This is a genomic window from Paracoccus beibuensis (genome assembly GCF_026162625.1).
In the GTDB taxonomy this organism is placed as follows: Bacteria; Pseudomonadota; Alphaproteobacteria; order Rhodobacterales; family Rhodobacteraceae; genus Paracoccus; species Paracoccus beibuensis.
The window spans coordinates 1-15,056 of the sequence record NZ_JAOTBD010000015.1; the positions used below are offsets into that span (position 1 = coordinate 1).

Annotated in this window: 8 protein-coding genes and 1 pseudogene; 6 read left to right on the forward strand and 3 right to left on the reverse strand. The window is 63.8% G+C overall.

The genetic code is table 11. From position 1 onward, the window contains the following. Positions 1-121: 121 nt before the first annotated feature. Positions 122-1,705: a glycosyltransferase family 4 protein gene (locus tag OC159_RS10810; RefSeq protein WP_265501165.1), complete on the forward strand. Its 1,584-nt coding sequence runs from the start codon at positions 122-124 to the stop codon at positions 1,703-1,705. Positions 1,706-1,843: 138 nt separating this feature from the next. Then, on the forward strand, positions 1,844-3,004 hold the full coding sequence (locus tag OC159_RS10815) for a hypothetical protein (protein ID WP_265501166.1): 1,161 nt from the start codon (positions 1,844-1,846) through the stop codon (positions 3,002-3,004). A gap of 1,029 nt (positions 3,005-4,033) precedes the next feature. Here the strand turns inward: OC159_RS10815 and OC159_RS10820 are convergent. Next, positions 4,034-4,511: pseudogene (locus OC159_RS10820) on the reverse strand (IS5 family transposase); the annotation flags it as partial. Positions 4,512-5,330: 819 nt separating this feature from the next. Here OC159_RS10820 and OC159_RS10825 point away from each other — a divergent pair. The 4 genes from OC159_RS10825 (at position 5,331) to OC159_RS10840 (ending at position 11,115) form a co-directional block, all read left to right on the forward strand. Next, complete coding sequence (locus OC159_RS10825) at positions 5,331-5,654, forward strand: hypothetical protein (RefSeq protein ID WP_265501167.1); 324 nt, start codon at positions 5,331-5,333, stop codon at positions 5,652-5,654. Then, complete coding sequence (locus OC159_RS10830) at positions 5,651-7,732, forward strand: glycosyltransferase family 2 protein (protein WP_265501168.1); 2,082 nt, start codon at positions 5,651-5,653, stop codon at positions 7,730-7,732. Before OC159_RS10825 ends, OC159_RS10830 begins: the two co-directional genes overlap by 4 nt. A 115-nt stretch (positions 7,733-7,847) precedes the next feature. After that, positions 7,848-10,235, forward strand: coding sequence for a glycosyltransferase family 2 protein (locus OC159_RS10835; RefSeq protein ID WP_265501169.1), 2,388 nt, complete (start codon positions 7,848-7,850; stop codon positions 10,233-10,235). A 10-nt stretch (positions 10,236-10,245) separates the two neighbouring features. Beyond that, positions 10,246-11,115: a hypothetical protein gene (locus OC159_RS10840; RefSeq protein WP_265501170.1), complete on the forward strand. Its 870-nt coding sequence runs from the start codon at positions 10,246-10,248 to the stop codon at positions 11,113-11,115. Here OC159_RS10840 and OC159_RS10845 read toward each other — a convergent pair. After that, on the reverse strand, positions 11,094-12,752 hold the full coding sequence (locus OC159_RS10845; RefSeq protein ID WP_265501171.1) for a glycosyltransferase: 1,659 nt from the start codon (positions 12,750-12,752) through the stop codon (positions 11,094-11,096). The two genes, OC159_RS10840 and OC159_RS10845, sit on opposite strands and share 22 nt — an antisense overlap. After that, the gene (locus tag OC159_RS10850) at positions 12,749-14,845 is read right to left on the reverse strand and encodes an HAD family hydrolase (protein ID WP_265501172.1); all 2,097 of its coding nucleotides are present in this window, start codon (positions 14,843-14,845) and stop codon (positions 12,749-12,751) included. Before OC159_RS10850 ends, OC159_RS10845 begins: the two co-directional genes overlap by 4 nt. Positions 14,846-15,056 lie beyond the last annotated feature (211 nt).

Here is a 15,056-nt window from a genome sequence, read left to right on the forward strand (position 1 = left end):
GCGGCATCTTCCGCCCCATCCTCTACGCCGTCCCAATGCAGTACCTCGCCTACCACACCGCCGTCGCAAAAGGCACAGACGTCGACCAGCCCAGAAACCTCGCAAAATCCGTAACCGTGGAGTGAAACGCGGGCCGCTGCCAGAGGAGACGGCACCCGGCCTCTTCCAGGCTCTGTCCCTGCTGCTCGTGGCGGGCAGGGAAAGATCTGTTGCGACCCTGCTGGAGCGAGGGATCTCGCCGCTGTCGGACAGCACGATCATCGACCTGCTGCGGGCACGGGGTGACGCGGGGCAACTTGCGCAGTCGGGCGTCTTCTTCGAGTGGCTGGACCGGCAGCCCGCCCTCCGTCGGGATGTTCTGCATGATGCGGTCTGGGACGCGATCGACGAAGCGGCGCAGGGATCGATCATCGACCCTGGTTTGGCAGGCCGCTTGATGCAGCAGCGGCCGCCGTCACTGCCTTCCCGGCCCGACACTGCCGCGGTCGACCTCTGCTATGTCCTTGCGATGAGCCTCCCCCAGGATAGTTCGGGCTATGCTCAACGCAGCCATTCGCTGATCCCCGCATGGACCGCACACGGCCTGCACATCCATTGCCTGACCATCCCCGGATTTCCCTGGCACCGCGGCAAGGCCGGCGAGCGGGGGGGCGACCAAGTCGGCAGCGTCTCTTACGACCGCTGCGGCGATGAAACCCATGCGATACCGTCGGACCTTGCCAGCGTTCGCGCCTCGGCCTCCGAACTTGCGAACCGGCTGATGCTTGTCCGGCCCAAGGCCGTCATGGCGGCATCGGACTTCGGCGCGGCCCTGCCTGCCCTTCTGGCGGCGCGCTGGCTGGGACTTCCATTCATCTATGATGTCAGGGGCTTTTGGGAACACTCGCGCGCGGCCGGCGATCCCCGATGGGGAAGCAGCGCCGAATTCGGCCGGTCAGTGGCCATCGAAACCTTCGTGGCGTCCCAGGCGGATCTTGTGCTGACCCTCAACGAGCCGATGCGGTCCGAGCTGGTCCGGAGGGGCGTCCGACAAGAGCGTGTCGCCTTGGCACCCAATGCCGCAGATCCGCACCGGTTCGTGCCCCGCCCCCGCAACGCTGCACTGGCCGCCCAGCTGGGGATCGGTCCATCCGAGATCGTGATCGGCTACATCGGTTCGTTCAGTCGGTATGAAGGTCTGGATGACCTGATCATGGCTGCTGCCAAGCTTGCTGAACGCTCCAGCAGCTTCCGGGTGCTGATCGTCGGCAGCGATCATCAGGCCGGTTCGCCCGAAGTTGCGCGCCTGCGCGCAATGGTTGAAGAACACGGGCTGAGCGGCCGGGTGACGCTGCCCGGTCGCGTACCGGCCGAAACGGTGTCGGACTGGTATTCGCTGATCGACATCGCCCCGATTCCCCGCAAATCCTGCACGGTCACGCAGCTCGTTTCGCCGCTCAAACCCCTGGAGGCGATGGCGATGGGCAAGGTCGTGGTCGTGCCCGACCTGCCCGCGCTGACCGACATCGTCAGCCATGACAGGACAGGCATCGTCTACGGGTCGCGACAACCGGACGGGCTTGCCAACGCGCTCGGCAGCTTGCTGGATGATCCCGATCAGCTCAAGGGCCTGGGGCAGCATGCGCGGGACTGGGTCGTGCAGGAGCGGAACTGGCAGACCTGCACGCAGGCATCGGCCGACGCGATCCGCGCGTTGATAGGCTGATTCTCGCAGAGCGGGCGTGAAAGATACGGCGCACCGGCGGTCGAGGCGGCTTCCCGCTCCGGTTGCGACTTTCACCTCGGGATGAAGTAGGCTAGCCACGGGATGCGTTTCCGACCGACAGTTCAAGGAGCCTCTGAAATGACCCAGGCAAGCGTGGCCCCGCCAGGCACCGATGTCGCACCCTTGTTGGGCCGGGCTCGTCACATCGACAGAATGTCGGAGCTGACGCCCGACGAGATGAAGCAGGTCCTGCCAAGCGAGGCGTTGTTCTGGACCCCTCGCCACCAGGAACAGGACCGGGCTTCGGGACATGTCCCGTTTCTGTTCTGGCTGGCCGACGCGGTCCGCCCAAGCACCCTGCTGCAGATCGGCCTGAAAGATCCGTCTGGCTACTTCGCCTTGTGCCAGGCCGCCGAGCGCCTGGAGCTGGGAACCTTGTGCTTTGGCGTGGCCCAGGGCACCTCTCTTCCGCCTGTCGACGCTTCCTATGCGTCCTTTTCAGTAGTTCGCCCGGGCGGATTGACCGAACTCGAGATTCCGGATGCAACGCCGATCGACCTGCTGGTGATCCAGGAACACCTTGACGCAGAGCTGGCAGCCCAGATCGCCGATCTCGTCCTGCCCCGCCTTTCGGACCGTGCCGTCATCCTGATCAGCGATCCTCAGAAAGCAGTGCCATCGGCGCTGGACCTGATCCTTGGTGATCAGGTGCACAGCACCACCCTCTTCACGATGGAGCAGGACCTGCCGGGCTGCATGCTTGTCCTTTGGGGGCGACAGCAGCCCACCCACCTGCGCACGTTGGTTCACCAGAAGCCCGGAATGGCCGGCTGGCTTTCTGCCAACAAGGTCTTTTCGACGCTTGGAAAAGGCTTGCTGGCAACTCGGCAGCTTGGTGCGATGTCCCAGCAGTTGAGCCTTTCGCAGGAGCGGCTTGAGCAGGCCGAGGCGGCAAGCGCACCGGCATCGCGTACGGCCGCCACCCAGGAGCAGTGCATCCAGACCCTGACCGACGAGGTCGCCGACCTCCGCCAGTCTCTCGCGACGGCCCAGGCCGAACACGGTGAGCGCATCGAGGACATCGCGGTTTTGACCCGCCATTTCCGCACGGAAGCGACAAAGATCACGCAGGACTTGCAGAAGCAGACCGCCCGCGGGATCGTGCTTGACCAGCAGAACAAGAAATTGGCTCGGCAGCTTGACGAGATGACATGCCATCGTGACAGTCTTCTGAACAGCACCTCATGGAGGATCACCAAGCCGATCCGCGATCTGGTGCGAGCCGTGCGGGGATACTGACAGGCGGTATCCGCTACGAAGGGTCTACCTGGAACCGGCTCTTGCAGCAGATACTGGGGAAACCGCCACTTCTGCGTCGCCAGCAAAGCCGCCAATCTGCGCAGCACCGCCCCACCAGCACGCGCGTCCGAGAACAAGGCCAGTTCTCGGCGGTGAACTCGCTCTGGCAATCGCCGCCGGGGCCCACGGACGCTCGGACTTCCCGCGATCTGGCGCCGAGATGGTCCAGGCCAATCCAGCCCAGAAAGTTGCTAGTGACGATGCAGTCGGGCTCGGCGCATCCGGTTGCGCGTCGATCCCACGCCCGCGGCGCTGGTCTCGGCCGTCGGACCCGATTTCCCGCGGCGCCGACGTCGATCACCACCAAGATTCGGGAGTGCCGCGACGCCTGCACGAGTTGGGCGACCAGCGTGGGATCGGCATGGCCAGCGGATCTGTCGTGCGGGTGCCGGGGCACGCTGCGTCTTGCAGCTTCGCCCGGACCTGTCGCTTTCGCTGCTTGTTGCGCAACTACAGGTTCATCGGGTCGTCTTCATGGTGGTGACCTATCCTTCACGTCCCAGCGAAACGTGAACCCGCCGACAGCCGTAGCGCACGCCATTCCCGGTCGGCTCGACCCGATGGCGCCTCGCTGGCGTTCATTTCGTGGAACTTTTTGTTCCTCGTTCGACGGTCGCCTGATCGCTTGGGAACTTGTAGCGGAACCCAAGCCTCTCGATACGCCAAGCCTCACAGGCAAAGCGACACGCCGAATGCATGGCATCTGGTCAGGGTAAGCCAGCAAGCTGCACCGCACCGAACCACGCCTCCCGCCGGAGGATCGCGTTGAGCAGCAAGCCTCCATAGCGCGTTCGTCGACAGATCCGTTCTCCGGTCCTCTGCGTTCCAATTCAAGTCGGACGCCTGACCGACCCTTCTTTCGGCAGATCCCCACAATAGGCATTCCTTCCTGATCGGCTTCAGGATAGACGCCACCGGCATCGCTGCAGAACTTCGCGTTGAAGCGGGACGTCCCCTTTCCCACCAACCTCAGGCCACGCGTTCGATCTCGGCGGTACCGAGTGCGTTGAAGCGGTTCATGAGTGCGACGCGGATGTGAACTTCAGCGGCCTGTCTGTCCGGGTGTCGCGAGGTGATCCGCTCGCCGAAGGACTTGAGGCAGCGCATCTTCGCCTCGATTCGACTTTGGACGTGATAGCGGGACCAGTGCTTCCGGTTGGCCCGACCAAAGCGCCTGGTCGCCCGGAGGATCTCGTTGCGGGCGCGGGCGGCAGGGCAGCCTTCCTTCCAGAGGCGGCCGTTCCTGCGGATCGGGATGACGGCCGTGCCGCCGCGGTCCACGATAGCCACGTGACACCGTCGGGTGTCGAAGGCGCCGTCGCCGGTCACGGTGCCGATCTGTTCATCGGCCGGGATCTGGCTCAGCAGGTCCGGTAGAACCGGGCTGTCGCCTTCGGCTCGCGGTGAATTCCAACGCCCGGATGTCGCCGGTGGCTGTATCCATAGCCTACCAATCGACCGCATGAATTCTCCGGCAGGCCGCGGTCTGCAACAACGCTGACGCCACCGCTCACCCTCATCCACCAACGTCGGAGTCTTTATCGCCTTCAGCTCCTCACTCATCCGGGAGACTATCGGCCGAAAAGGGCAGGTTCGAACGGGGCAAAGCAGACGAGAAGAAATATCCGCATGAGGAACGCCGCCTCCGCGATGAAAAAGGGCCGTCGCTCCGGCAGGATAGTCTAATGGGTGACGAGCCGATCGGGATGATGACCCATCAAGAAGCTATGGCAACGGCGGACGTCTGCTGCGGCCTTGGGTTCAGGCCAGCTCGGTTCGACAAGCTGCGGGCGAGGACCGCAACGTGGGTGGGGCCGACGCCCGGAAGCTGAGGGCGCTGGAGAATGGTCAGCCTAAGGGCCTGCTGGTCGACGTGACGCCCGACGCCATCGTGCGGAAGATCCTTGCGGAGTATCTTCGCCGACACCGGAGGAGCGATCCGGGGTGTTCAACGCGATGCGGAAACGGACTTGCTTGAGGGCGGGCGAAGACGACCCGCAACGCCACGCCGGTTCTGGCGGTGTCAATCCGAGGACGGTGCGGCGCGAACCTCTGCGCGAGAAGTCCGCAAGCCCAGGTGCCGCCCGGACCTGGGCTTGCGGAAAAAGGCAAACGTGGCAGGCTTTCTCTTTTGTCTGCCGGAGAATCTCAAGCGCGAGGGAGGATGCTTGCTCCACTTGATTCTCTGGCTGGTTCGGGCCAATCGGTTCCCATAGCATCCTGCAAAGGTGGTACCTCCTACAGGCAAGTGCCGGGAACAGCATTCGTGGCGGACAGAACATCGATCAATCGCCCTTCTAAGGCAGCGGACGCCTTCGAGGATGATATCGCGGCTTTGAATCGCGCAGCGGAACTTGCGGCCTTATGTCGGCTGGTTCGAACGCAGGACCGTGCGTTGTTGCGCAGTCAGCGGAAGGTGTTCGCGCTTTCCGCCCAAGTTGCCGCCTTGCAGCAGAAACAGCTGGACGTGAATGACCAGCGCAACGACCTCGCGCGACAGGTCGAGGATCTGCTGAGCAGTAGTTCATGGCGCGTGACCGCCCCGCTGCGGCTGCTGGCGCGGTTTCTGCGATCCCGCAGGCGGTCATGAAACTGCCGCCGTCCGATTTGGCCGCCATCCGCGCGAGCCACCTGTTCGATGCCGACTGGTATACGACACGCTATCGGGATGTCGTGCTGACAGGGATGTCTCCTGCCGCCCATTTCCTGCGGTTTGGGCGGACGATGCGGCGGTCGCCGGGTCCCCGCTTCGACACCGGGTTCGTGCTGGACAGATACGCCGATATTCGCGACGCCGACAGGAATCCGCTTGTTGCGTATCTTGACTGCACCGATACCGACCGCAGGCCCACCACCGCGGAAGAACTTGACGGCTGGCTATGCCGCCTGCGCGATGGCCTGAGTTCCGACAAAGGCCTTCTGCTGTGGGTTCAGGTGCGGCACATGGATCCCCGCCTAGCCCATACGATAAAGTCGGCGGCGTCGGCTTGCGAACATCACGGAGCAGCACATCTTCTGATCGACGATTCTGATGCCGACCCAGCGGCCAAGGACTGGCTGACAGACCAGTTCGAGCCTGCGATGCAGCGCCGCATCATCCAGCGGACCAGCAGAACCTCGTCAGTGGTTCCGGGACGGCGGCTCGTCATGATACTTCAGCCGGGCCAGTCCGTCTCGCAGCCCGAGCTTGCGTATCTGGATCTGCTGCTCGCCGAAAATCCGACGGGTTTCCTGATGCATCGACTGCTGGGCCGATGGGACAGCCCGGCCTCCCACAAGGTTATCATGCCTGATTGGCTGTTTCGCGACAGCACCACGGACAGAAGATGCCTGCCATGGGCGCGCGACGGCATGGACCGGCTCTTGTCCGCCCTGAGGCTGGCACCGGCCCTTCCCCTTCTTCGCGAGCGCGAGGATCCGGGCATCTTCGATCAGTGCCCCTATTATCGGGACCTGCTGCAAGCAAATCCGCTGGCGAATGTCGTCATCGAGGTCGCACGCGGGCCTGCTCTGCCGGAGATCACGCCTACCGAAGAACCGGTGGAACGTGATGGCCTGGCGTTCAACGCGGCCCTGACTGCAATGACACATCTGTCAGACCCTGCGGCGAAGCAGGAAATGCTGCACAGGCTGAATCGCCACAAGATGCAGGTCATCGAGAAACTATCGCCGGACCGTGTTCTGGACGATCTGTTCGCAAAGGTGGCGGCACCGCTGCCGGACCCGGTTGACGCAGAGCATATCAGCCTGTTCGCATGCGTCCGCGACGAGAGCGCCCTGCTGAACGTCCTGATTCCGCACTACCGAAGCATCGGCGTCACGCGCTTCTTCATCGTCGACGACGGGTCGCGGCAACCGGTCCGCGACATGCGGCTTGGACCCGACGTTGCCGTCTTCAGTCCCGCCTGTGGCGATTTCAGGACGTCGAAGACGTTGTGGATCGAGTCCTTGATGAAGGTCTTTCTGCAGCCGGGCGCCTGGGTTCTGACGGTGGATGCGGATGAATTCATCCGCCTGCCGCGAGAGATGACGTCGCTTCCAGAACTGGCGCGCCACCTTGACGGCATCGGACGCGACTTTGCCGCGGGCCTGCTTCTGGACATGTTGCCCGTTCCTGGCAGTGCCATCGATCCGGCGCGAAACGACCCCCGCGATGGGTTTGTGCGCTTCTTGTATGACCCGTCGAAGCCGCCCGATGATTACCGAAGCGATCCGGCGGTAAGGTGGGGATTCGGAGCCGAACGGGCGCACCTGTCCTGGCGCTTCGACGCGCGGTGGCGGCTGTTCGGCACGGTCGATTCGCTTCGCAAGATGCCATTTTTCCGCTACTGGCCGGACCGGCATCCGAACCAGGGCTTCCACAGCTTCGATTATCTGGACACCGCGCGGATCCCGGGCCCCGGGATCTGGGCGCAGACGCCGGTCCTTCCGATGCTGCACTACAAGCTGGTCAAGCTGTTCGACGACGACTCTCGGCGCCGGATGCTGGAACGTTCGGCGGGCTACCATGCCCAGACCAGCGCCAACATCGCGCAGAGCTTTGCCATGTCCGACACAGAGGTTGGCGCCCGTCTGCTGGAGCTTCGTCCATGGCTGCGCGACGCCTCGGAGGCCGACATCGTCACCCGCGATTTTGCCCGAGCCGCAGGTCCGATTTGCCTGAAGTAACTTGCCGGCTGTTCATGTTACCAGCTGCCTGGTCGCAAGTTCGGCAGGGCGACGAAGATCATCACCAGAACGCGCCAAACCGAAGGCCCCGAACCAAGATGAAAAGCAGATCGTCATGACCTCAGCCCCATATGCCGACCTTCTGGGAGCCATCGTCCTGGGCTGGATGTCCCGCATCGCACGCCGCATCGACCTTCTGGGCGCGGACACCCACGTTTCCGTAAGGTTCACAGGCCCTGCGCGCGCGCAATTGACCGAGTTGGCCTCCGCCTATGCCGGACCCCCTACATTGGCCGGCGGCCAGCCGCTGGTCACCCCCCGGTTGACGTTGCTTGGGATCGGGGCGCTTTACCCGCAATGCTTTGCGTTTGCGCAATCCCTCGCCGCGGCAGAGCCTGGCCAGCCCCGCCTGGCAGATCTCTGTCGATCCGTCCTTCACGACTTTTGGAACGAAGATGATCCCCGGATTCGCACCCTGGCGCGACTGTCTCATAAAATCGATGCAGGAAACCTGCGCGCGCTGATCGCCGCCAACGATGAGGCGTCGACATATTTCCGCGACCGTCTGAAGAGCGAATACGACGCCCTGCGGCAACAGCTGGCCGGCCCGTCGGACAGCACGACGGTGCTGCTTGTCGACGCCGGGCCCGACCGCACGACCAGGCATCTGCTGCAGCAGATCTTCCCCGACATCCGGTTTGAAGCGGTCTACTTCGGAACCACTGACGTCGGTGCCGATCCACACCGTGAGGGGGTGATCTTTCACGCTCCGCATCATGATCCTGATCGGCCGCAGACGGCGCTGGCACTGTATCCGATGCTGCTGGAACGCCTGATGCAATCGTCATCGACCACCAGCGGTCTTTATCGGGCCGTCGTCGATTTCGTGCGACAGAATTCCTCGCTCCCCCACTGGCACGCTGAAGAGGCCATGGCGCAAGCGCTGGACCAGTTGGCCCTCCGCTTGATCAGCCCGACAATCGAAGATGTCGAGGTCTTGGGTTTCGGTCTGACAGATCTGCGATCGACTTGGCAGCCGGGCCAGAACGTTCTGGAGAATTCCGCTGGTCATGCAAGCGCGCTGATGTCTCATGCCACGGGGACGTCACCCGACGCGACGTTCTTCACTGAACACGAGCGCGGGATTTCGCCTGCCCAGCCGGAAGGCAAGCCCGACGGTTGGGCCGGATCGGTGGCCATCGTGACCCGTACCAAGAACCGCCCGCTGCTGTTGCGGCGTGCGGCGCGTTCCGTGTCTGAACAGCAATGGCGCAACTTCTGGTGGGTGGTCGTCAACGACGGCGGCAACCCCGACCCGGTGCGCAAGATCATGGCGGCCAGCGGCGTGAGCCCTGACCGGATCCTTTTCATCAACAACCCTCAAAGCGTGGGCATGGAGGCCGCCTCGAACCTTGGAATCCGCGCCGTCGACACCGAGTTCGTCGTCATCCACGACGATGACGACCAGTGGGAACCCGACTTCCTGCGTCAGGGCGTCGAGTTTCTTGCCTCGCCTCGCGCCGCAGCCGCGGGATTCGAGGGTGTGCTGTCACGGGCCTGGAAGGTCGTCGAACAGATCGAGCGCGACCAGGTGAATGCGAAGCATAGCGAAACCTTCATGCCCTGGATATCGGAGGTTCCACTGGCGCAGATGGCGGTCGGGAATTTCTTTGCCCCGATCAGCTTTCTGTATCGCCGCCGCATCTATGACGACATCGGCGGGTATGACGAAAGGTTGCCGGTGTTGGGTGATTGGCGCTTCAACCTTGACTTCCTCGCGCGGGCCAACATCGGATTTCTGGACCGCCACCTTGCCTACTATCATCATCGCGACGAGTCGGCCGCACCCGAGGCTTCCGGCTATGTCAATTCTGTCGTCGGCGCAAACGCCCTGCACCAGCAGTACTTCTCGGTGGTGACGAACGGAATCCTGCGCGACCCCGATACCCCCAAGGGACTTCGGCTTGCCGTCGCCAACGCCCATCAGCAGAGAATATTCGAACGGAACTTCAACATGACGCGCGCGCAAATCAGCAAGCTGCAGGCGCGGATGGATGCCGCCGGCGTGCCAGAGTCGGCGCCCCCTTCTCTGCCCGCAGTTCCGACAGCGCAAGGGCCAGGCCCGTTGCCGCGCGCCGACCGGGACCACATCTTGCGGTCCCTGCGCACGGCGCTGCCGCTTACCACCTCGTTTCGGCGCATCGCCGCGCGGCTGCGGTGGTTCCTGCGTCTGCGGCGGCTTCACGACGCTCGGGCGCGTCACAGGTATCTTCCCAAGCTGTTTCACCTGATCCCGAGCCCGGCCGACTTCGACCACATCTCGTATTTGCGCAATCATCCTGAAATCTGGGCCACCCGCTTCAACGGGCCTGGTGAATGGATCCCCTACCACCATTACCTGCTGACTGGCATCGACCGCGGAAACGTCCGGCCGACGCTGCCGCTTCTACAGTCCGGACCGGACGACGCGGCGCACATTCCCTGCACCGAACGGACCTGCTAACAACCCGCTCATGACGACGCTGATTCTCCATCCCGGCTCCCCCAAGACCGCGACATCCACCCTGCAGCATGTCCTGCGCGCGAATCGGGCCCTGCTTTCAGGCGCCGGTGTGGGCCTCATCCTGCCCGAGGATTTGCGCGGAAAGCCGTATCTCGGCCGCTATCTGGCTGCCTATCGTGGCGAACATGTCCCCGACATGGCACAACGGACAGAGGCCTTCTTTGCGCCGTTCCTCGGCCGGCACGAGCACGTCATCTGCAGCGAGGAAACCTTCTGCCACGACTTCATGCCGTCGCGAAAGTTCGCCTCTGGCGGGATCGACAGGGCCGCCCGGACGGCCGAACTGCTGTCGATGACGGGGGCAGCGCGGACAAGAATCGTTCTGGGCGTCCGCCCTCAAGTGGATCTGCTGACGTCGACCTATACGCATTTCGTACATCGCCATCGCGAGACCCGCAGCTTCACGGAGTGGCTGGATGCAGAGGTCAACCTTCCTGACCTTCTGTGGAAGCCAGTCGTCGATGCCTTTCGAGAGCGCTTTGGCGCCGAGTCAGTCCATGCGATTTCCCTAGCCATGACAAGGGACGTGGGGATGCAGGGTTACCTGCGGGCCGTGCTGACGGCCTTCGGGATCGGCCACCTGGGATTGGACCTTGATACCGACAAGGTCCATAATCCTTCACCCTCGCAGCGAGCGGTGCACCTCTGTCGCATCATGAACAACGAAATCGCCCACCCAAAGCGGTCCGAGACGATCAACACATCGCTGGTAGAAACCTTTCCGGTTGCAGAGTTCGGAAAGTTCGTCCCCGAGGACTGGACGCTGCCCGAGAACATGCAATCCCTCTACGCGGCCGATCACTCGGCCGCGCTGTCCTGAGGGGGTTTGCTGGCCGCAGCCTCACCGGAACCGATTTCGCCCCGGTAGCGCGCCAGCAGCAGGTCGACATGCGCCTGCAAGCTGGGCATATGCAGCTCCTCGTCAAAAAAGGTCTTGCGCAGTGAGGCGTCGCGAACAAGCCGGTCCAGTTGCGCGCGGAAGTGGTCGGCGTCGCCGGCGGTGAATACGAAGTCGTCCGGCCGTGTCAGCGTCTGCTTGGCTCCGACATTGGAGGACAGAAGCGACGGGACGCCAAGGCGTGCCAGCTCGACCGTGACCTGGTTGAACGTCTCCCACCAGATCGAGGGAACGACGTTCAGGTCGATCATCTGCGACAGCGCGGTGATCTGGTTGCGGGCATAGCTGGGGATGACCTTGACGCTGCGGAACCGCGTCTCGAGCTGGGCAAGCTGGCGTTCGCGCTGGGGCGACAGCCGCGCCACGATCAGAAGGTCGACATTTTCCCGGTAGAACGGATCGTCGATTTCAGAAAGAGCATCTATCAGGAACGGCAGGCCCTTCGACCGAATGTCGTAGCCGATGAACGAGAGCGTCAGCGCCGTATCGGCCGAGGCGGCATCGGCAGCCCGACCCGTGGTCGCCCGCGCTGGACGTCCGGCACGCAGCGCCCGGCGTTCCTCGGGCGAGATCTCGATGTCGATCGGCAGCAGCAGCGTCTCGACCCGGGTGCCGTCCGGCAGGAACCGCATCGCCGTCTGTCCGCACAGATCCGACACGGCGAAGACTCCGTCGAGGTTGCGCAGGGCGACGCCGTTGGCTTCGCGCCACTGGCGGAAGGCCCAGCCTTCGAGCAACCGGGCACCCGGCGCGTGCGGGCGCGGCGGGCGGGTCTTTGGGCCGGCCTGCCAGCCATGGGATTTGCCGACATCGGTCTTGGGGCGAAACTGCCACTGGCGAAAGCCCGTGCGCAAGCCCGAGGCGACGTCACGCGCAAGATTGCGGACCGCCTTGACGTAGGACTTCGTGCCCGAGAAGCTGTCGAACAGGAAGCCGCCGAGCGGGTGCCCCGCCAGCCCGCGCCCCTTGATCGCGCCACCGACGCGGTCGAAGGCGATGAGATCGGCCATCCTGTGATCGCTTCCAAGGCAACCGACGCAGCTTTGGCCGTCGTGATAATCGTTGCAAGGCCGCCGGTTGTCGTAAAGCAGTTCGATCTGCGGGCAGACCGGCATGTAGTTGTGGAACGTGTAGAAGATCCGCCGCAGATTGCCACCTCTTGCCAGGTTCAGCACGTCGGCGCCGATCCCTTCGAGGTTGTGGATGTGGAGTGCGTCGAACGGCCCGTTGACGTCGATGAAGTCGCGCACGAGGCGCGGCGTCACCTGGTCGCGCAGCCACTGGTCGACCGAGTTGAAGGCCGCATGCGCAGGGGCCTTGATGGGTGAGTTGACCAGCGTGAAGGTTCGCAGGCGGGGATTGTCGAAGACGTTCGATGTCTCTTCGATCGCAGGCTTGCGGTTGAAGAAGCGGTAGCGCTCACCCGAGGACAGAAACCACACCTCGACCCCGTCGCGGGAAAGAAGCTCGGTGATGACGTTGCGGAGATACATGGTGACGCCGCCGCCCGCCATAACCGGGCTGTCGAACTGCGCCCAGTTGTAGATCAGGATTTTCATCGCGATATCAATCCGATTATCCGATTCAAGACCGGATTGAGCCAGCCAAGGCGGCTGGCGGCCATGCTGCCCTGGACCCAGCGATCCTCGTAGAGGCAGCGTGACAGGTCCGACCGCAAGCGCCACAACCGCACGCGGCGCAAGAGGCCGCCTTCGGTGATCTCGGTCAGGCCCGCCTGGTGGGTCAACCCCTCGACCGCCCGGAGCGTCGCCCGCCGGGGCTGGGCAAAGCGGCTGACGATCGCCCGCCGGATCGCCGCATCGGCATCTCGGTCCGACAGCGGAGAGACGCGCAGCAACCGGTCGATGCTCCGAGCGGTGCGCAGCAGGCGGGTTCGCCCGACCGGCCCTTCGTCTTCGTTTCCCGGCCCGAAAACCGGATGAAGCATGCCTGCCGCATCCGCGCGGTAGTCGCGCAGGCTGCCACGGCTGCGGTCCACGGCGAACGGCTCCAGCCAGGCGAAGTTGAAGGCGGCGGCGCGGTGGCGCCAATCGCTGCGGCCGACCATGACGGGGTCAAGCATGGTTGCCCGGGGATGCATGCGGCCCAGGTTGCCGGCGAAGAACCGGTTGGCCGCAAACATCATCAGCGCCATCCGAGAGCGGACGGGATGTCCCGCGTGCTGGAGGAAATACATGTGTTCCGACAACGATTTCAGGACGGTCCCGGAATACCCGATGTCGACCAGCAGGATGCGCTGATCCTTGGTGAACAGGTCTTGCTGGTCCAGGTAGGCGATGACCCGCCGGCGCTTGGCCTGAATGACATCGTCCAGCTGCCCTGCAATCCACTCGTCCGCAACCAAGTCCGCCACCGCCAGATCCTGGGCCTGGTCCGTCAGCGCCCCCAGTTCGTCGGGCTGAAGGCCAAATGCCCGGACGATGCCGCCCAAGGTGGGCTCCTCGTCCTGAAGCCAGCGGACGTGGAAGTTCAGGTATTCCTCCCAGTTCGGATCCGTCCTGTCCGGGCAGGTCAACAGCACCCCGGCGCGACGGCTGAAGGCGAGGTCGCCCATCCGCGGAAGGTCAAGTGCATCCGCCGCGCCGCTGTCCTCGATCAGCTGCCGTACCAGGTGGTGATAGATCGTGCCATCCCGCGTCAGAAAGAGAATCCGGTCGAAGCCGCCCTGCTGCGCGGTTGTCATAACCTGCCGGGCGAAGCTGAGAAAACCGGCAGAGATGAGCCTGACCATGCCTTCGGCCGGCTCTCCTGCAGCGATCTGATCGACCAGGCGCGTCGCGGCGGCGGGCCGCCGATGAGCACCGAGATGCGTCAGGTGATCCAATCGCGCCTTGTGAACCTCGTTTTCGCTGTTGAAGTAGTGCAGCGCGTCCCAGCCCCGTTCCCGTGGGCGGGTCACGTCGTTCGTCCAGTTGTCGCCCAGGTGCAGCCGCCGCACGCTGCCGCAGTCCAGCGCCCGGTTGATATGGTCGAACATCACCCCGCTGTTCTTCGTCACGCCGACGTCGCAGGACACGAAGATGTGGTCGAAGAACACGGTCAGTCCGTGATCGTCCAGTATCAGCCGCAGCCAACGCTCTCGCAGGTACATGTCGGAGACAAGGACCAGCGTCTTGTTCTGGGCCTTCAGCGCGATCACGAAGTCGCGCATTTCGGGGTTTATGACCAGGACGCGCCGCTCTGTCTCTACCTCGAAGGCGATCAAGGCCTCGACGGCGCGCGCCCTTCTGGCAGGATCCGAGACATATGGTTCCAGCGCAGTGTCGAAGACGTCCGCAAGGTCGACCTCGTTGCGATAACCCGCTCCGGCGACCATTCCGGCCGCCTTCACAGCGTCCTGATGACGGTAGCGGCAATGAAGCAGCAGTCCGGCCGGCAGCGGACCATCATCGCCGCGGATCATCCTTTCGCCGAACTCGGCCGTCTTCAGATGCACATCATCGATGGCGATGGTCCGGGAAACCAACGTATCGAAAAGATCGAAGCTGATGATCCGGTACGGCTGCACCAGCGCGCTCAGCTGCTCGGGATGCGAGAAATTGTTGGCGTCAAGGCCAAGGCGCCCGAACTTGCGCTTCGCTGCTGCCAGCGCAGCCCGCTCGGGGGCCATCATCGCGCCGATCCGCGTCAACTGAGATACAAGCAACGAATGGTCCGATATTGTCGAGTGGGGTCGATCACCGGCCCGAAAGCCGGCGTCGGTACCCCGCCCTGATACGGCTCTTGCCCGGGAATCGTCAAGGCGGGCACGGCAGAACTGCGGATCGCGGCGGTTGCCGGACGGGAACGCGGCGTGGTAACCGCGGATATCCGCCGGCATTTCAGTCGGCCTTGCAAGGTCG